Genomic DNA, 17,061 nt, shown 5'->3' on the forward strand with positions numbered 1-17,061 from the left:
GCAAGGGTGTATCTAGGTGCAGTGTTCCCGGCGCGGATGTTGGCGCAGACTGGGAGCATGCTTCAGAGGTTCGGGCAGGTCGCGGCCCTGTACGCGCTGCTGCTGGTCGAGATCGTGCTGATCCCCTTGGCCGGCGCCATGATCACGCTGTCGTTCGGGCTCGGGATGGTCTTCTTCTTCCCGTGGCAGGCCCGGATGGTCCGGCGCACGGCCGAGAAGCACCGCGGCCTGCTGCGCGCGTGGACCGGCATCGAGATCGAGCCGCCCTACCTCCCCAAGCCGCCGCCGCCGGTCCCCATGTCCGACGGCCTCTACCGCGTCGACCGGACGCTGTACAAGTCGCCGCGCATGCCGGCCTGGAACGACCGGTTCAAGTGGCTGCTCACCGACCCGGCGACCTGGCGCGACACGCTCTGGCTGGTGCTCGACCCGATCGTCAAGGTCGGGCTGCTGCCGCTGTTCGTCGTGTTCCCGGGGCGCGGCCTGCGGCTGTACGCCCTCATGGTCCGCCTCCTGCTCGGCGCCACCTCCGCCAGCCGCCTGTCCGGCCAGCTCATCCATCTCAGGCAGGTACGCAACCTCGCCGCCGACTCCCAGGCCGCCGAGATGCGCAGGATCGAACGCGACCTGCACGACGGCACCCAGGCCCGCCTGGTGGCCATCGGCATGACGCTGGGCGCGGTCGAGCAGCTCATCGACGACAACCCGGCCGCCGCCAAGGTCCTGCTGGCCAAGACCAGGGACGCCTCGGCCGAGACCCTGACCGAGCTGCGTACCGTCATCCGCGGCATCCACCCGCCGGTGCTGGCCGAGCGCGGCCTGGCCGACGCCGTACGCGCCCTGGCCATGGACAGCCCGCTGCGCGTCACGGTGGACGTCGAGCTGCCCCAACGCCTGGAGCCCCCGGTGGAGGCGGCGGCCTACTTCGCGATCAGCGAGCTGCTCGCCAACGCCGCCCGGCACAGCGGGGCCGAGTCGGCGGCCATCGACATCAGCGTCAACGGCGCGGCCCTGCGCATCACCGTCCGCGACGACGGCATGGGCGGCGCCGACCCGGCAGCGGGCAGCGGCCTGACCGGCATCGAACGCCGCCTGGCCGCCTTCGACGGCGTGCTGGCCCTGCACAGCCCGCCCGGCGGCCCCACCGTCGTCACCCTGGACATCCCGCACGTGCTCCCCGACCAGGCCGAGCAGACCAAGCTGCCCCCCAGGAAGGCCGCCACGATCGCCGTCCTGTACGCCACGGCCTGGTGCCCGCTGTTCCCCCAGGGCCTCGTCACGGCCGTCTTCAAGGCGGCCCACATCGACGAGCGGAGCTGGTTCCTCGCCCTCTACCTGCCCGAACCCCTGCAATGGCCGCTGATCGTGTTCAACATCGCCATTGGCACCATCATGTACATTGCGGCCATGCGTATCCGGCTCGTCCACAACAGAAGCCTCGTACTCGGCCGCGTCGGTGGTCTGGGGTCCTGCTGATGAAGCGGGTGCTGGTCGCCGAAGACCTCTACCTGCTCAGAGACGGCCTGGTCCACCTGTTGCAGGCGCACGGCTTCACGGTCGTCGCCGCGGTCGAGAGCGGCCCCGAGCTGCTGAAGGCCCTGCTGGAGCTGCGTCCCGACGTCTCGGTCGTCGACGTACGGCTGCCGCCCACGTTCACCGACGAGGGCCTTCAGGCCGCGCTGACCGCCCGCGCGCAGGTGCCGGGGCTGCCCGTCCTCGTGCTGTCGCAGCACGTCGAGCAGCTCTACGCCCGCGAGCTGCTGGCCGACGGCTCGGGCGGCATCGGCTACCTGCTGAAGGACCGGGTGTTCAACGCGGAGCAGTTCATCGACGCCGTGCGCAGGGTGGCCGAGGGCGGCACCGCGATGGACCCCGAGGTGATCGCCAAGCTGCTGGCCAGCAACGCCAGGAACGAGCCGCTGGCCGCGCTCACGCCGCGCGAGCGCGAGGTGCTGGAGGCCATGGCCGAGGGCCGCTCCAACGCCGCGATCTCCCAGCGGCTCTACCTGAGCGAGAGCGCCGTCGCCAAGCACACGGCCGGCATCTTCGCCAAGCTCGGCCTGGCCCCCTCCGACGACGACAACCGCCGCGTCCTCGCCGTGCTCGCATACCTGAACAGCCGGGCCTGACGCCCTTCCTGCCCCACCAGGCTCAATGGTCACTGGCCGCCCAGTCGTGCCCGGTCTCAGCCGGAGTTGTCGGTGGGAGCGGCTATTTTCATAGAGGCACGGCGCGACGAAAGGGTGGATCCTCGTGAAGATCCGGGTTAACCGCGATGTACTGGCAGATGCGGTGGCATGGGCCGCCAGAGTCCTGCCCAGCCGCCCGGTGGTGCCCGTACTTTCCGGGTTGCTCCTGGAGGCGGGCGACGAGCTGACCCTGTCCGCCTTCGACTACGACGTCTCCGCGCGCGCCCGGGTCGACGCCGACGTGGCCGAGCCCGGCAGCGTGCTCATCCCCGGCAAGCTGCTCGCCGAGATCAGCCGCAGCCTGCCGGCCGAAGACGTCGAGATCGTCACCGAGGGCGCCGAGGCCGTGCTGACCTGCGGGAGCGCCGAATTCGGGCTGATCACGATGCCGGTCGAAGACTTCCCGGCCCTGCCGACGATGCCTCCGAGCATCGGCGCGATCGGCGGCGGCGTGTTCGCCACCGCGGTCAGCCAGGTCGCGCCCGCGGCCAGCCGCGACGACACGCTGCCGATGCTCACCGGCATCCGGGTCGACATCGACGGCGAGTCCGTGGCGATGGCCGCCACCGACCGCTACCGCATCGCCGCCCACGACTTCGTCTGGCGTCCGGCCGCGCCGGGCGTCGCCGTCTCGGCCATGGTGCCGGCGAAGGTGCTGGTGGAGGTGGCCAAGTCGCTGCGCGGCGGCGAGGTGTCGGTCGCGATGGGCGACGGCGTGGCCGGGTTCGAGAGCGTCGGCCGCAGCACCACCGTGCGCCTGCTCGACGAGCAGTTCATCGACTACCGGGCCAGGCTGACCTCCGACTGGTCGATCAGGGCCGACGTCGCGGTGACGCCGTTCGTCAACGCGATCAAGCGAGTGGCTCTGGTGGCCGAGCGCAACACCGCGATCCGGCTGTCGTTCTCGCAGGGCCAGGTGCTGATCCAGGCGGGCGGTGGCGACATCGGGCGCGGCACCGAGGTGGTCGGATGCGACCTGCGCGGCGACGACATCCAGATCGCCTTCCAGTCGCAGTTCCTGCTCGACGGCCTGACCGGCATCGAGACCGAGCTGGCCAGGATCAACATGGAGTCGCCGACCAGGCCCGCCCTCATCCAGGACGTCCCGGGCGACGCCCAGCCCGCCTTCCGCTACCTGGTCATGTCGCTGCGCCTGACCTGAGCCGTCATCCCGCCGCGCCCGTCTGCCGCTCGGCGACCAGCTTGAAGACCCTCTTGAACTCCGCGTACGCCTGCTCGCCCACGGCCTGTGCGTGCGCGGCCTCCATCTCGGCGATGATGGCGTCCGACCTGGTCATGTGGTCCAGCGCCTTCTCCGTGGGCACGATCAGCTTGGCCCGGCGGTCGGCCGGGTCGGGCTGGCGTTCCACGTAGCCGAGCGCGACCAGCTCGTCCACCAGCGTGCCGATCACCTGCTTGTGCTGCCCCGACTGCGCCGCCAGGTCGGTCGCCCTGCTGCCCTCCTCGTCCAGGTAGGCCAGCACCGCCCCGTGCCGCGGCCGCAGACCCGGATGCCCCTGCTCGGCCAGCTTGGCGAAGAGCTCGCCCTGCAGGGCGAAGAGCGTGCGCCCCGCCAGGACACCGAGGTCTGGTTCGTCCTGCTTGCGATGACTCCTGCGCACGTGTCGGCCCTCCATTTAGTCACTAATTTTGACTGTCACTGATTCTTACTATATTGTCGTGGCATGACGACGACGGTGGAACTCACCAGATTCAGAGTGTCCCCGGAGCGTGCCGACCAGTTGCTGGCGGCCCGCCCGGACATGCTCGCCGACTTCGCGGCCGACCGCGCCGGCTTCCTCGGCGCCAGGCTCGTCCGCCTGTCCGACGACGAATGGCTGGACATCGTCGACTGGCGCTCGGGCGACGATTTCGCCGCCTCCCGCGCCAAGGGGGCGAACCTGCCGGGCATCCAGAAGTTCTTCGACCTGATCGACGAGTTGATCTCCGCAGAAGAGGGGACATTGCGATGACCATCCTGATCACCGGTGCCACCGGCACCGTCTCCGGCGCCGTGCTGAGGTCCCTCGGCGACCTGACCGACGTGCGCGTCCTGGTGCGCGACGCGGCCAAGGCCCCCGCGGGCGTCGAAGTGGCCGTCGGCGACCTCGACGATCCCGCCACGCTCGACGCGGCCTTCGCGGGCGTCGACACCTTGTGGCTGTTGACCGCCATGGGCCCCCAGGCGCCCCACGCGAGCATGAACGCCCTCTGGGCGGCCAGGAAGGCGGGGGTGCGTCACGTCGTGCGCCTGTCGGCCATCGGGGCCGCCCACGACGCCCCCACCCGCAACGGCCGCCTGCACGCCCTGTCCGACGTCGAGCTGGCCGCCTCGGGCCTCGACTGGACCGTCATCCGCCCGGCCTTCTTCATGCAGAACCTGCTGGGCTCGGTCAACGGCGACACCCTCTACGGCGGCACGGGGGAGGGCAGGATCGGGTTGATCGACGTCCGCGACATCGGCGACTTCGCCGCCGCGGTGCTGCGCGACCCGGCGTCGCACAAGGGCCGCACCTACACGCTCACGGGCCCGGCCAGCATCTCGCTGGGGGAGGCGGCCACCGCCCTGACCGAGGTCTACGGCACGCCGATCGCCTACCAGCCCGTGGCACCCGACGACGCCTACCGCTCGATGCTCGACGCCGGCCTGCGCGAGTGGGACGCGGCCGTCACCAGGGAGTACCTCAACGCGTACTCCGGGAACTGGGGCGACCTCACGACGACGGCCTTCACCGACGTGACGGGACGCCCGGGCCGGTCCTTCACCGAGTTCGCGAAGGACCATGCGGCCGAGCTGCGTCCCGCCGCCTGACAGCCGGTCAGGCGTCGGTGAGGGCGATGAGGATGTGCTCCATGCACGCGTGCCCGGCCCGCTCGGCCGCGGTGGCGTCCCCGGCGGCGATGGCACGGGCGATGGCGTCGTGCGGGATGTAGCTCTTGTTGAACGACGTGCCCGCAGCCGTGATGCTGGCCCGCAGAGCCGCCGAGAAGTCCTCGTAGAGGTCGATGAGCACGAGGTTGTGGGTGGCGTGCGCGACCGCCATGTGGAAGGCGAGGTCGGCCTCGACGAAGAAGTCGGGGTCGTCCAGCTCCCAGGCGCGGTCGCGTTCGGCCAGCGCGGCCTCGATGCGGCGGATGTCCTCGTCGGTGCGGCGGGTCGCGGCCAGCCGGGCGGACTCGACCTCCAGCGCGCGCCGCACCTCAAGGATCTCCAGCTGCTCGGCCTGGCGCAGCCGGCGCAGCATCGCCCCCGACAGCTCACTGGTCGCCCGGACGTAAGTGCCGTCCCCCTGACGGCACTCCAGCAGCCCGGCGTGCGTCAACGCACGTACGGCCTCGCGAACGGTGTTGCGCCCCACCCCGAGCTGCTCGGCGAGCACCGTCTCGGTGGGGATCTTGCCGTTCATCTGCCACGACCCTGAGGTGATCTGCTCCTTGAGCTGATCGATCACCTGGTCGACGAGCGAAGCCCGCTGCGCCGTACGCAGACTCACAGTCCGCCTCCTCCGGGGAAACCAATCATCCTATGAGTCAATGACTGGTAGACCCTAATTATTCCAGACTCAAAAGTCCAAATCTGGAGCTCCCGGAGGTTCAGTGCGCGACCGTGGCGTCTACCGTCACCCCTGCCAATGCCGAGCGAACTCCGGCAGCTTCAAGGGCTTTACGATATGCCGCGGTCTGCTGTGCTCTCGCCCCGACCCTGCCGTAGAGGTCACCCAGCTCGCGCCAGCAGCGGGCGGCCTGCCTGTCGGACCCGAACACCGGACGGTCGAGCGAGTCGAGCATCTCGTGCGCGGTGCGGAGCTGCGTCGTGGCACTGCCGTCGAGGTCGAGCGCGACGGTGGCGAGCAGAAGGTTCGCCTCGGCCGGCGTGGTGCCCGAACCGTCGTGGGCCAGCCCCAGCGCCGTGGTGGCCAGCTCGGCGGCGCCCGTCTGGTCGCCCGCCCGCAGCCGGACCCGCGCGTGCGCGATCAGGCTCTCGCCGTGCTCACGGACGCTGCCGGGAGAGGCGGCGAAGGCGCGCGACGCGGCGGCGGCCAGCCGCTCGGCCTCGTCGAGGGGCGCGGTGACCAGCCTGGACCAGTGCATGGCCGCCCGCGCGAGCTGAAGCGCGAGCCGGGCCTGACGGCCCGCCATGATGGCGTCGTCGGCCAGGCGCACGGCCAGCGCGGAGTCCTCCCCGGCGGCGGCGGCGGAACTCGCCTGCCACAGCGCGTGGATTTCCTCGGAACGGTCCATAACTTCAGGAACGCCGCTGTTGTCCAGCACCCTCTTGACGTACTCGAGCTCGGGGGAGTCGCCCTCACGCTCGCTGCGCGCCTCGACCAGAGCGGTGGCCAGGTCGACCGCGATCTCGCCCTGCGAGATGGACAGCCGCTCGGCCTGCTCCAGCGCGGACGCGGCCAGGTCACGGGCCCTCAACCGGTCGCCGGCCCGCTGGTAGCAGCGGCTCAGCGCGATCGTGAGCGGCAGGTCGGCCAGGCGCTCGGGATGCGCGGCGGCCTCCCTGCGCAGCCGCTCGAACGCCTCGACGGCCTGCCCGAGACGCCCCTGCACCTCCAGCGCACGGGCCCGGCCGAACCGGGCGTGCGCGGTGAGCATGGCGTTCTCCTCGTCGGCGGCCTTCACGATCTCCGTGAAACGGTCGGCCGCAACCGCGGGGTCGCCGTGCTGCAGCTCCAGCTCGGCATGGCGGAGACCCAGCTCGGTGTCGATGCGCTGCCTCGGCTCGATGCCGTGCAGGAGGAACTCGGTGGTGCATCCCAGCCGCTCGGCGAGGAGGCGGGCCACGACAGGAGTCGGCGTACGCTTGCCCGACTCGATGAGCGAGACATAACTGTCAGACAGGTCGGGTCCGGCCAACTGGGCCTGGGACATCCGCCTGTTCAGCCGCAGTCCACGGACGCGGTCACCGATGGTTCCCTGACTCGGCATCTCATCTCTCAAGGCGGGGAAGGGTCAACAACACGCAATGATTGCATGAAGTGGCCGAATCTGGTATCCCCGCGTGAAGAATTTGCCACGTCGAGATTAATCGTCGCTCTCGTCCTTGCTGGGAAAAAGCATCTGGCAGACCTCCAGGTAGAGGGTCTCCGGATACGGAATGTACTCGACCGTTGACAGAGCCTGGTCCTGACCAGCGGACTCGAGGATGAACTCGCCGTAACCGAGCATGCGCCCCAGGAGAGATCGCTGGAAGCTCATGTCGGTGACCTTGCCGAGCGGCATCATCGCGACCTTGCGCGTGATCAACCCTGTGGTGAGCAACATGCGCTTGGACGTCACCACAAAGTAATCGACCGACCACTCCGCGACTTTCCATACGAAGCGGACGAGCAGCAGCAGCCACAGCCACCACACCACGACGAGCGCGGTGCCGCCGGACTCCCCACCACCGAAGAACTTGCTGAGGAGCCCGGCGACGACCAGGCCGCCGAAGACCTCGGCGACCGGACGCAGAAGTACGGCGGGATGACGCCGCACCATGATGACCTGTTGTTCGTTGGGGAGGAGGTAGCGGTTGACCGACGACGGAGCAGAGTCCCCGTGGGTCACCAGTCTCATGCGAGATTGTTCACAAATTGGGCCAGAGAGTCGGCCGCGTTGAACACCGTGTCGAACGCTCCCTTCACCGCGTCTGCGGCATCAGCTGGTCGCGCGAACAGGTAGTACGCCACAAACGCGATACCACCGTATGTGAGGACTTTTTTGACCTGCACTGTCGCCTCCGTGCCACTAACCCACTCCACCCGCCGTATACATTACCCACCCGCTAGCCGGGGTAAAGGTAACTTGGCGGGTTAGTTTTGATCTTGCTTAGCCACGTTCGCTGGCGACCAGCGCCAGGACGTGAAGGTGCTTCCGGGCGATGCGTTCCACAAGGCTCGGATGCGCATAACCGGTGACTTCCAGCGCGCCGTAGTGCGCTGCTTCCACACAGCGCGTTACGGTGGTCGAGGAGTGCACGCCGGCGAACTCGTCGCGGAGTGCGGCCTCCACCTCCGCGTACGGAGTCGGGTCCGCCTCGGTGTGCTCGCTCATGCGCCCTCCTGTGCTGGTCGCATGAGACGGGGCACTGCTGTTGCCGGGTGCTCGCTCATTCACGAGGACCCCTTGACACCGGGCATGTCGCTCATCGTGCTTCCCCCACGCGCATGCGGAAGTTCCCTTCCTGTCTCTTCGTACCCACCCAACCACAGTATGTAACGAAGTGACGACCCAGCGTAAGGAGAAGGGGAGCCGATGGAAGGGTCAGACCACGCCGTAGAGGCGGTCGCCGGCGTCGCCGAGGCCGGGGACGATGTAGCCGTTCTCGTTGAGCCGCTCGTCGAGGGCGGCGGTGACCACGCGGATGGGCTTGCCGGAGTTGGCGAACACCTTGTCCATGTACGCCAGGCCCTCGGGGGCGGCCAGCAGGCAGATGGCGGTGACGTCGACCGCGCCCCGGTCGAACAGGAACTGCACGGCCGCGGCGAGCGTGCCGCCCGTGGCGAGCATCGGGTCGACGACGAAGCACTGACGCCCGGACAGGTCGTCGGGCAGGCGGGTGGCGTACGTCTCGGCCTGGAGGGTGGACTCGTTGCGGATCATCCCGAGGAAGCCGACCTCGGCGGTGGGCAGCAGCCGCGTCATGCCGTCGAGCATGCCGAGCCCGGCGCGCAGGATGGGCACGACCAGCGGCTGCGGCTTGGCCAGGCGCACGCCGTGGGCGGGGGAGACCGGGGTCTGGACGGTGACGTCGGTGACCCGTACGTCGCGCGTCGCCTCGTACGCCAGCAGCGTCACCAGCTCGTCCGCGAGCCTGCGGAAGGTCGGCGAGTCGGTGCGGACATCGCGCAGCGTGGTGAGCTTGTGGGCCACGAGCGGATGGTCGACGACGAGGGTTTCCATAGAGGCCAACGGTATCCGGTGGACGGAGTGGTGGCATCTCGGGCCTTTGGTTTTGATCACAATTTGGTCGGAGAGGCACACGCCGCGTGGCCTGTTCTGGAACGATTGGGGCCTGGTGCGAACCTGTCGTGTCAGAGGCTCGGGTGGGGATGACGATGACAGACGAAGATGCGCTCGACTTCGCCATCGTGATTTATCGCGAGGACGAGCGGTGGCACGCGGAGTTGTTGCCCGTCACGCTCACGTCCGACCTCCAGGGCCTGATCCAGGCCCTCAGGCAGCAGCCGAGCGAGAGCGGCACGATCGGCCTGGTCGCGGTCGGCGACGAGTTCTTCGTGGCGCTGCGCGTCCTCGGTGACCGGGTCGACGTCTTCCTGTCCGACATCGCCGCCTCCTGGGACTTCCCGCTCGCCCGCCAGGTGCTGCGCTACCTCGACGTGCCGGTCCCCGACGAGGAGGAGCTCGACGAGATCCTCCAGGACGAGGAGACCGTGCTGCCGGCGGGAGATCTGTCGATCTTCGCCGATCTCGGGTTGGACGAGATGGAGCTGGGCATCCTCTCCGGCGACATCGATCTCCTCCCCGAAGATGTGCTGTCCAGCATCGCCGCGCGGCTCGGCTTCTCCGAGCCGTTCGAGCGTGCCATCGAAACGGTCTTCGGCTGACCCCCCTGGAGTGCGGGCATGGCGTCCAACACCTTCTCTGCGGCTTTTGTCAGGACTTCCGACGGCTGGACCGGTGCAGAGGTCGACCTGCGCCACGCGGAGATCGTCGACGACTTCGGCGATGCCGTCATCGAGGCCCTGGGCCTGACGGGCGACGAGCTGGCCCTGCTCTGCGTCGAGGTCGAGGACGAATGGTTCGCCATCGCCCGCTACCGCGGCGAGGACGAGCCCCGGGTGTTCCTGTCGGACGTGCACGCGATCACCTCCAACGGCATGGGGGAGCTGTTCGCCGAGTTCGCCGGCGTGGCCCCCGACAAGGAGGGCAACGGCCTCGGCATCCGTCCCGCCGGTGACTTCGAGCTGCTCAGCGACCTCGGCGTGAGCTCGGAGGAGCTGCTGGAGCTGAGCATGGAGGAGGGCCTGCTGCCCGCCGACGTCCTCTCGGTGATCGCCGAACGGCTGTCGTTCGCCGACGAGCTCGACCGGTTGCGTTGACCCACGAGAAAGTGACCCACGAGGAAGCGGCCCACGAGGAAGCGATGCGCCTGGCCCTGGCCGAGGCCGTCGCGGCCGGGGGCAGGGGCGAGATCCCCGTCGGCGCCGTCGTCCTCGGGCCGCTCGGCGAGGTGCTGGCCGCGGCGGGCAACGATCGCGAGTCCGCCGCCGATCCCACCGCGCACGCCGAGGTGCTCGCGCTCAGGCGGGCCGCCGCGCTGCGCGGGCAGTGGCGGCTGGCCGGCTGCACACTGGTGGTCACCCTGGAGCCCTGCACGATGTGCGCGGGCGCGGCCGTGCTCGCCCGGGTCGACCGGATCGTGTACGGCGCCGTGGACGAGAAGGGCGGCGCCGTGGGCTCGCTCTGGGACGTCGTACGTGACCGGAGACTCAACCACCGGCCCGAGGTCGTCATGGGTGTCTTGGCCGAAGAGTGCTCCGCTGTCCTTAAGGAGTTCTTCGCCACTCGCAGAATCCGGTAAGCTCGTCCGCGGTGGTGTCGCCTAGTGGCCGAGGGCGCACGCCTCGAAAGCGTGTGATGGGGCAACTCATCCGTGGGTTCAAATCCCACCACCACCGCCATCGGGCCTCCGACGACCTCGGAGGCCCTTTTCTTTTGCCCTCAGGGCTGCTGGGTGGGCCCGTCGGACGGCGGGTTCAGGTTGAGCTGGATGTCGGGCGGGCTGTCCTCGACGACCTGCGTCTGGACCGTCTCGCCGGCGCGGGACTCCGGGCGGCCGTCGTCGGTCAGGACGAAGAACAGGGCGCCGCAGGCGCTGAGGAGCAACAGCGGCAGCCCGATCGCCAGCAACACGATCAGGTTGCGATTGTCGATGGGCCCCGGCTCCTCGAAGTACTCCTGGACCGGCTGGTGGGAGTAGTGCGGCGGGCCGTATCCGGGTGGCGGCCACGGCCCATGTGGCGGTGGATACGACACGGCATTCTCCAAAGGATGTCGAAAGACGCGGACGTGACGCACGGCACGTCGATCAGGTTGACACATGAAAAAGGGAGCCGCGAATGACGGCTCCCTTTTCCGGCGCGTTTCAGCTGGGCAGATCCAGGACTCTGGCGTGCAGGATCGACCGTTGGTGCAGGGCCGCGCGCAGGGCCCGGTGGAGGCCGTCCTCCAGATAGAGCTCGCCCTTCCACTGCACCACGTGCGGGAACAGGTCGCCGTAGAAGGTGGAGTCGGCGGCGAGCAGCGAATGCAGGTCCAGCATGGCCTTCGTGGTGATCAACGAGTCGAGTCGGACCTGCCTGGGAGGGATCTGCGCCCACTCTCGGTTCGTCAGACCGTGTTCGGGATAAGGGCGTCCGTCGCCGACGAGCTTGAAGATCACCCACCTCATTTTAGGAGAGAATTCGACCCCGTGCGTTCTCCGGGGCTATCGGCCCAGCTCAGACTGTTCACAGTCGCCGGGCCGGCCGTTTTGGTAGCCGCGCTGGAAGGCGTTGACGCGTTGCTCGGACGAGCCGTGCGTAAACGATTCGGGATCGATTCTGCCGCTCGTGCGTTGCTGGATTCTGTCGTCGCCCACGGCGGCCGCGGCGTCCAGGGCCTCGGCGATTTCCGACTGGGTGAAGGGCTTTTCGTAGAAGCCCGTCTTGACCGCGTTCTGCGCCCAGACGCCGGCGTAGCAGTCGGCCTGGAGCTCGACGGGGACCGAACTGCCGGTGTCGGACTGGAGGGCGCCGCGCAGGTCCTGGACGTGGTGGCCGTATTCGTGGGCGATCACGTAAGCCTGGGCGAAGGGGCCGCCCTTGGCACCGAACTGGCTGTGGAGCTGGTCGAAGAAGCTCAGGTCGAGGTAGACACGCTGGTCACTGGGGCAGTAGAACGGGCCGACGGCGGAGCTGGCCGCGCCGCAGCCGGTACGGAGGCTGCCGGAGTACAGGACCGTCTTCGACGTCCGGTAGCCGGAGATCTCCTGCTTCCAGTAGTCCTGGATGCTGTTGACCACGCCCACGACGCGGCACTTCTCCGACTGATCGGCGTCCTTGCCCGTCTTGCACTCCTGGGAGAGCTTGGCCGGAGGCTGCTTCTGCGCGGGCTCGCCGTCGCCACCGCCGCCGCCCAGGTTGTTGAGCACGAACACCAGCACTAAGGCGATCAGGCCGACGATCCCGCCGCCCCCGAGGACCATGCCGCCGGGGAAGCCGCCGCCCGAGAACCCACCGCCACCGCGACCACCGACGTCCTCGACCTGCGACGAATCGAGGTTGACGTCGTCCTTGAAATCCATATCTGACGTCCCTTCTGGGGTGCTGCCCGCTACAGAGCTTCCCCAACTGGCCGCCTAGATGCCATTCGAGAAGGTGTCACATCTCTCCGGGACGCCGGTGTCGTACCCGACGCCGAACCACTTCTCGCGTTGCTGCGAGGTGCCGTGGGTGAAGGCGTCGGGGGTGACGCGGCCCTGGGAGCGGCGCTGGATGCTGTCGTCGCCGACCGCCGCGGCGGCGTCGAGGGCCTGGTTGATGTCGGCCGGGGTGAAAGGTTCGCGGTAGAAGCCGGTCTTGACCGCGTTGTGCGCCCAGACGCCGGCGTAGCAGTCGGCCTGCAGTTCCAGGCGCACGGACGCGCTGTTGGCGCCCGGCCTGCTGTTGTTGCCGACCTTGTCCATGGTGCCGAACAGGTTCTGGACGTGGTGGCCGTACTCGTGGGCGACCACGTACGCCTGGGCGAACGGGCCGCCCTCGGCGCCGAAGTCGCGCTGGAGGGTGTCGAAGAAGGCCAGGTCCAGGTAGACCTTGCGGTCGCTCGGGCAGTAGAACGGGCCCACGGCCGAGTCGGCCGGACCGCAGCCGGTGTTCACGGCCCGCGAGAACAGCACGGTCTTGGCCGGCGTGTACTCCTTGTCGCGCTCCTTGAACGCCTGCCGCCAGTAGGACTGGATGCTGTTCACCGTGCCGACGATCCGGCAGTCCTCCGCCTGGTCGGCGTCGGCGCCCGTACGGCAGCGTTCGGCGAGGTTGCCGCTGGGGGAGAGCTGGCCGGGGGCGCTCGGGTAGCGTCCGCCGCCCTGCTCGCCGCCCTCGTCGCCGCGGAAGGGCGAGGGGGCGAGCTTGAACAGGAACAGCCCGGCCACGGCCAGGACCAGCAGCAGGCAGCCGCCGCCACGGCCGCCGATGGGCAACATGCAGCCGCCGCCCGGCATCCCGCCCCAGCCACCGCCGCCGCCGCGGCCGGGCTGGGAGCCGGAGGCCCGGACGTCCTCGACCTGTGAGGGGTCGAGTGGGGTGTCATCGTCGAACTGCATACCCTGCTTCATCCCCCGTAGTCAGGTGATTACGCAGAGCACTATGTGCGAGCGTGATTTTTCCGCATTTGTCGGTTAATCTGCCGCCATGACGGGTGGGTTGATCGGGATCGCGCTGGTGTCCCTGGGCATGGTTCTGACGCCGGGGCCGAACATGATCTATCTGGTGTCCCGCTCGATCAGCCAGGGGCCCCGCGCCGGGCTGATCTCGCTCGTGGGCGTCGCGCTGGGGTTCATGACGTACCTGACGGCGACGTGCCTCGGACTGACGGCCGTGTTCGCGTACGTGCCGGTGGCCTACACGGCGCTGAAGCTGGCCGGGGCCGCGTACCTGCTCTGGATGGCCTGGAACGCGATCAGGCCGGGCGGCGCGTCGGTCTTCCAGCCACGGGAGCTGGAGGTCGAGCGGCCGCGGAAGCTGTTCGCCATGGGCTTGCTCACCTGCCTGCTGAATCCCAAGATCGCGATCCTGTACCTGTCGCTGCTCCCGCAGTTCATCGACCCGGCCTTGGGTCACGTGCTGCTGCAGAGCCTCGCGCTCGGCTCGGTGCAGATCGCGATCGGCACGCTCGTCAACGCACTGATCGCGGTCTCGGCCGGCGGCCTCGCCGCCTTCCTCGCCAGTCGTCCGGTGTGGCTGCGGGTGCAGCGGTACGCGATGGGCACGGTGCTCGGCGTCTTCGCCGTACGCATGGTCGCCGACCGCTCGAAGGCCCTCGTGCCGGCCTGACGGGCTCTACCGGCTCACCTGGGCCCTGAAGCGTTCGTGGGCCGCCTGTTTGGAGATGCCCATGGCCTCGCCGATCTCCGTCCAGGAGGCGCCGTTCTCGCGCGCTCCGGCGACGGCCTGGTCGAGCAGTGTGCGCTGCCAGCTCTCCAGCTGGGACAGCAGGGTGAGCGCGGCCAGCGGACGATCAGCGGAGAGCTTCACGACCTGCTCGCACAGCAGGTTCGACTTGGTCACCAGCCAGGCGGGCGGGGCGGCGGCGAGCAGTGGCGGCGTGTGCCTGCTCCACCACCGGTACTCCGCCTCCTTGGCCCCCTCGGGCGTCGCCGGATACCGCCGCCGATCGGCCCACCCGCACGAACACGCGGCCTGGTATCCGACGTACGACCTGGTGAAGGCGCTGGACGTCGAGGCCAGCTCCCCGTCGGGCAGGACGGGCGCGGCGAAGCCCTCGTGGCCGGGAAGATCGGCGATGCTCAGAGTCATGACCGTCAAGATATCCTGACGAATTCCGTTCTTGCCACCCGTTCCGAGGATCGCGTCATTCCGTCCAGGTTTCCTCGGCGCAGACGACCCGGGCGGCCTCGTGGGGTTCGGCGTCCCGGACGTGGCGACGCCCGTCCTCGGTGTGGAGCACCGTCACGATGCCCGAGGCCAGCACCCGGCCCTCGTGGACGTCACGCAGGTGCACGATCCTGCCCGTCCGAAGGTGTCCGTCCGGCGGGCGGCCGTCGGCGGTCCACGTCTCCCAGCGCCACATCCGGTAGGTCTCGCCCGGGTTCCGGTCCGAATCCACGGAAGCCGGGAAGGTGGGCACGTGATCGGGGTTCAGCGCACGTGAGACCGGATCCTGCTGAAGCAGGCTGAACTTGCGGGCGATCGGATCGGCGCCGAGAAGATCCTGCGCCGGGGCCGTCCACGACACGCTTTCCTGCGGGGACCTGAACCTGTCCTGCCGCATCGCCGCCCACTGCCCGGCCTCCGTGACGGGAACGGGCACCCGGCGGTGCTCCAGCGCGGCTCCGGCCGGTTCCTTCGGCCTCATGTGCACGAGCGGGTCGAAGACATCCCGGATCGGCCAGAACCGGAACACCCAGCGCAGCATGTTCGCGCTGTGGACGTGCACGGTCAGGCCGTACTCGAACCAGGGCGGACCGATCAGGAAATCACCGCCATTGCCGTCCAACACCCCCATCTGAACGACTCCGGTCGCGGCCGTGAAGCCCGTCTGCTCGATCGCTCTCCAGTCGGGGCCCGGCTCCGGCGGCTCGACGTCCCATGCCTCCAGGCGGACGGTCACCGTCTCGTGGGTGGCCTCCGACTCGTCGTCGCTGAACTCCGGGATCTCGGTGCCGCCGTACAGGCAGAGCCTTCCGTAGAACAGGCGAAGCTCTTCATCGAGGTGGCGAAGCATGCGGGCCACGGGTGTGTCCTTCGGGTCGGGGATGCCGGAGCGCTTGATCACGCCGGGCTGGACCAGCGTAAAGAAGGCCGTTCGGCTTGGGGGGACCGCTCTCTACCCACACGAAGTGCGACCTCCGGCCTGCAGGGAATTGGACTCCAGACACTTGTCGCGGGCCGTCGCGCGAGGCAAGCCCGCCACCTTGGGCTGTTCGAGCACGGCCGCCCGAACCGGATGCTCGACGAATGGACCGCTCCCGCCACCGAACGTCGATCGAGGACAGCCTCAAGCGACTGGGCGTCGACCGGCTGGACATCGTCTGGGTGCACGATATCGTCCAGGACTTCCACGGCGACGTGTGGCTGCAGAAGTTCGAGGAGGCCCGTACCCGGGCGTTCCGGGTGCTGGCCCGGCTGCGAGACGAAGGCGTGATCCGGGGCCGGGGCCTGGGCGTCAACCGCACCGAGCCGATCGAGCTGACCCTCGCCCTGGACGAACCCCAGCCCGACGGCTTCCTGCTCGCCGGCCGCTACACGCTCCTCGACCACGAGCACGCCCTGCAACGGCTGCCGCCGCCCATGGCCGAGGAGCAGGACGTCAGCATGGTCGTCGGCGGGCCCTACAGCTCCGGCGTCCTCGCCGGCGGCACCCATTTCGAGTACCAGCAGGCGCCACCGGAGATCGTCGAGCGCGTCGGCCAGATCAAGGCCCTCGCCGAGCGGTACGGCGTCAGCATCAAGGCGGCCGCCCTGCAGTTCTCCCTCGCCCATCCGGTGGCCGTGGCCGCTGTGCCAGGGGCCACCCGTCCCAGCCGGATCGCCGAGGACGTCGCCGCGCTGAACGAGACCGTGCCCGCCGCGTTCTGGGAGGAACTGCGCGCCCTCGGCCTGGTCAGCCCGGCCGCCCCGCTCCCCGGCGGCGCCTGACCTCGCCCGTACCGCCACGATCCAGGAGAACGACCACCAGGAGAACGACCACCAGGAGAACGACCACCAGGAGAACGACCATGGCAACGACCTCGGTCAGCCGCGTCCTGCCCGCCTCCCCGGAGCGGGTCTGGGATCTCATCGGAGGGTTCCACGCCCTGATCGACTGGCTTCCGTACATCCCCGAGAGCACCATGCTCGAAGGCGGCCGCGTCCGCCGGCTGACCAACCCGGACGGCGAAGTGATCGTCGAACGCCTCATGGACTTCAGCGAGGCGGAGCGCCACTACACCTACGCCATCGTCGAAGCGCCCTTCCCCGTCACCGGCTACCTCTCCACCCTGCGCGTCCACGCCGTTCCCGGCCGCGAGGACGCCTCCGAGGTGCAGTGGTCGGGATGCTTCACGCCGGTGGGGGTGAGCGAGGGCGAGGCGGTCGACCTGTTCACCACCATCTTCCGCGACGGCCTCGAAGCCCTGCACAACGTCCTGGCCACCTGA

Annotated in this window: 24 protein-coding genes and 1 tRNA gene; 12 read left to right on the forward strand and 13 right to left on the reverse strand. The window is 69.1% G+C overall.

What is annotated here, in order from left to right; all coding sequences use genetic code 11:
* Window positions 1-57: 57 nt before the first annotated feature.
* The 3 genes from AB0J97_RS02845 to dnaN all read left to right on the forward strand — a co-directional run bounded on the left by AB0J97_RS02845 (window position 58) and on the right by dnaN (window position 3,351).
* Window positions 58-1,476, forward strand: a complete 1,419-nt coding sequence (locus tag AB0J97_RS02845) for a histidine kinase (RefSeq protein ID WP_364083650.1) — start codon at window positions 58-60, stop codon at window positions 1,474-1,476.
* A complete protein-coding gene (locus tag AB0J97_RS02850) occupies window positions 1,476-2,129 on the forward strand; it encodes a response regulator transcription factor (RefSeq protein ID WP_357693392.1) in 654 nt (217 codons plus the stop codon). Before AB0J97_RS02845 ends, AB0J97_RS02850 begins: the two co-directional genes overlap by 1 nt.
* 124 nt (window positions 2,130-2,253) lie before the next feature.
* Window positions 2,254-3,351 carry a DNA polymerase III subunit beta gene (gene dnaN / locus AB0J97_RS02855; protein WP_364083653.1) on the forward strand — a complete coding sequence of 366 codons (1,098 nt, stop codon included), beginning with the start codon at window positions 2,254-2,256 and terminating at the stop codon, window positions 3,349-3,351.
* A 4-nt stretch (window positions 3,352-3,355) separates the two neighbouring features.
* Here the strand turns inward: dnaN and AB0J97_RS02860 are convergent, their stop codons facing one another.
* Window positions 3,356-3,811: a helix-turn-helix domain-containing protein gene (locus tag AB0J97_RS02860; protein ID WP_357693395.1), complete on the reverse strand. Its 456-nt coding sequence runs from the start codon at window positions 3,809-3,811 to the stop codon at window positions 3,356-3,358.
* A 63-nt stretch (window positions 3,812-3,874) separates the two neighbouring features.
* Here AB0J97_RS02860 and AB0J97_RS02865 point away from each other — a divergent pair, with 63 nt between their 5' ends.
* Window positions 3,875-4,162, forward strand: a complete 288-nt coding sequence (locus tag AB0J97_RS02865; RefSeq protein WP_364083657.1) for an antibiotic biosynthesis monooxygenase — start codon at window positions 3,875-3,877, stop codon at window positions 4,160-4,162.
* Complete coding sequence (locus AB0J97_RS02870) at window positions 4,159-5,001, forward strand: SDR family oxidoreductase (protein WP_364083660.1); 843 nt, start codon at window positions 4,159-4,161, stop codon at window positions 4,999-5,001. The genes AB0J97_RS02865 and AB0J97_RS02870 overlap by 4 nt, the downstream gene beginning before the upstream one ends.
* 7 nt (window positions 5,002-5,008) lie before the next feature.
* Here the strand turns inward: AB0J97_RS02870 and AB0J97_RS02875 are convergent, their stop codons facing one another.
* From AB0J97_RS02875 to upp, 6 genes are all read right to left on the reverse strand, one after another.
* Entirely contained in the window at window positions 5,009-5,683 is a 675-nt protein-coding gene (locus tag AB0J97_RS02875) for a FadR/GntR family transcriptional regulator (protein ID WP_357693399.1), read from the reverse strand.
* Window positions 5,684-5,783: 100 nt separating this feature from the next.
* Window positions 5,784-7,127 (reverse strand): helix-turn-helix transcriptional regulator, encoded by a 1,344-nt coding sequence (locus AB0J97_RS02880; RefSeq protein ID WP_364083663.1) that lies wholly within the window; start codon window positions 7,125-7,127, stop codon window positions 5,784-5,786.
* Window positions 7,128-7,223: 96 nt separating this feature from the next.
* A complete protein-coding gene (locus tag AB0J97_RS02885) occupies window positions 7,224-7,757 on the reverse strand; it encodes a PH domain-containing protein (protein ID WP_125640563.1) in 534 nt (177 codons plus the stop codon).
* Window positions 7,754-7,912, reverse strand: coding sequence for a hypothetical protein (locus AB0J97_RS02890; RefSeq protein WP_352318444.1), 159 nt, complete (start codon window positions 7,910-7,912; stop codon window positions 7,754-7,756). The genes AB0J97_RS02885 and AB0J97_RS02890 overlap by 4 nt, the downstream gene beginning before the upstream one ends.
* 97 nt (window positions 7,913-8,009) lie before the next feature.
* The gene (locus AB0J97_RS02895; RefSeq protein ID WP_352318442.1) at window positions 8,010-8,234 is read right to left on the reverse strand and encodes a hypothetical protein; all 225 of its coding nucleotides are present in this window, start codon (window positions 8,232-8,234) and stop codon (window positions 8,010-8,012) included.
* A gap of 210 nt (window positions 8,235-8,444) precedes the next feature.
* Window positions 8,445-9,083, reverse strand: a complete 639-nt coding sequence (gene upp, locus AB0J97_RS02900; protein ID WP_357693404.1) for a uracil phosphoribosyltransferase — start codon at window positions 9,081-9,083, stop codon at window positions 8,445-8,447.
* 149 nt (window positions 9,084-9,232) lie between these two features.
* Between upp and AB0J97_RS02905 the strand changes: the two genes are divergently transcribed.
* From AB0J97_RS02905 to AB0J97_RS02920, 4 genes are all read left to right on the forward strand, one after another.
* A complete protein-coding gene (locus AB0J97_RS02905) occupies window positions 9,233-9,748 on the forward strand; it encodes a tRNA adenosine deaminase-associated protein (protein ID WP_364083668.1) in 516 nt (171 codons plus the stop codon).
* 18 nt (window positions 9,749-9,766) lie between these two features.
* On the forward strand, window positions 9,767-10,243 hold the full coding sequence (locus AB0J97_RS02910; protein WP_357693408.1) for a tRNA adenosine deaminase-associated protein: 477 nt from the start codon (window positions 9,767-9,769) through the stop codon (window positions 10,241-10,243).
* An 11-nt stretch (window positions 10,244-10,254) separates the two neighbouring features.
* Window positions 10,255-10,725 carry a tRNA adenosine(34) deaminase TadA gene (gene tadA / locus AB0J97_RS02915; protein ID WP_357693410.1) on the forward strand — a complete coding sequence of 157 codons (471 nt, stop codon included), beginning with the start codon at window positions 10,255-10,257 and terminating at the stop codon, window positions 10,723-10,725.
* Window positions 10,726-10,735: 10 nt separating this feature from the next.
* Window positions 10,736-10,825, forward strand: a tRNA-Ser gene (locus AB0J97_RS02920).
* 40 nt (window positions 10,826-10,865) lie between these two features.
* Here AB0J97_RS02920 and AB0J97_RS02925 read toward each other — a convergent pair.
* The 4 genes from AB0J97_RS02925 to AB0J97_RS02940 all read right to left on the reverse strand — a co-directional run bounded on the left by AB0J97_RS02925 (window position 10,866) and on the right by AB0J97_RS02940 (window position 13,506).
* The gene (locus AB0J97_RS02925; RefSeq protein WP_357693412.1) at window positions 10,866-11,180 is read right to left on the reverse strand and encodes a hypothetical protein; all 315 of its coding nucleotides are present in this window, start codon (window positions 11,178-11,180) and stop codon (window positions 10,866-10,868) included.
* A 109-nt stretch (window positions 11,181-11,289) separates the two neighbouring features.
* Window positions 11,290-11,586: a type II toxin-antitoxin system VapB family antitoxin gene (locus AB0J97_RS02930; RefSeq protein WP_357693414.1), complete on the reverse strand. Its 297-nt coding sequence runs from the start codon at window positions 11,584-11,586 to the stop codon at window positions 11,290-11,292.
* A 45-nt stretch (window positions 11,587-11,631) separates the two neighbouring features.
* Window positions 11,632-12,489, reverse strand: coding sequence for a neutral zinc metallopeptidase (locus tag AB0J97_RS02935; protein WP_357693416.1), 858 nt, complete (start codon window positions 12,487-12,489; stop codon window positions 11,632-11,634).
* A 54-nt stretch (window positions 12,490-12,543) separates the two neighbouring features.
* Window positions 12,544-13,506, reverse strand: coding sequence for a neutral zinc metallopeptidase (locus AB0J97_RS02940; protein WP_364083674.1), 963 nt, complete (start codon window positions 13,504-13,506; stop codon window positions 12,544-12,546).
* A gap of 88 nt (window positions 13,507-13,594) precedes the next feature.
* Here AB0J97_RS02940 and AB0J97_RS02945 point away from each other — a divergent pair, with 88 nt between their 5' ends.
* Window positions 13,595-14,236, forward strand: a complete 642-nt coding sequence (locus tag AB0J97_RS02945; protein WP_364083677.1) for a LysE family translocator — start codon at window positions 13,595-13,597, stop codon at window positions 14,234-14,236.
* A gap of 6 nt (window positions 14,237-14,242) precedes the next feature.
* On the opposite strand, the gene AB0J97_RS02950 is transcribed toward AB0J97_RS02945, so the two are convergent.
* On the reverse strand, window positions 14,243-14,719 hold the full coding sequence (locus tag AB0J97_RS02950) for a hypothetical protein (RefSeq protein ID WP_364083680.1): 477 nt from the start codon (window positions 14,717-14,719) through the stop codon (window positions 14,243-14,245).
* Window positions 14,720-14,774: 55 nt separating this feature from the next.
* Window positions 14,775-15,698: a hypothetical protein gene (locus AB0J97_RS02955; RefSeq protein ID WP_364083683.1), complete on the reverse strand. Its 924-nt coding sequence runs from the start codon at window positions 15,696-15,698 to the stop codon at window positions 14,775-14,777.
* Between the two features lie 35 nt (window positions 15,699-15,733).
* Here AB0J97_RS02955 and AB0J97_RS02960 point away from each other — a divergent pair, with 35 nt between their 5' ends.
* Together AB0J97_RS02960 and AB0J97_RS02965 are read left to right on the forward strand one after the other, a co-directional pair.
* Window positions 15,734-16,561 carry an aldo/keto reductase gene (locus tag AB0J97_RS02960; RefSeq protein WP_364083686.1) on the forward strand — a complete coding sequence of 276 codons (828 nt, stop codon included), beginning with the start codon at window positions 15,734-15,736 and terminating at the stop codon, window positions 16,559-16,561.
* Between the two features lie 80 nt (window positions 16,562-16,641).
* Window positions 16,642-17,061 (forward strand): SRPBCC family protein, encoded by a 420-nt coding sequence (locus tag AB0J97_RS02965; protein ID WP_364083689.1) that lies wholly within the window; start codon window positions 16,642-16,644, stop codon window positions 17,059-17,061.

Source organism: Nonomuraea sp. NPDC049607 (genome assembly GCF_040675375.1).
Lineage (GTDB): Bacteria > Actinomycetota > Actinomycetes > Streptosporangiales > Streptosporangiaceae > Nonomuraea.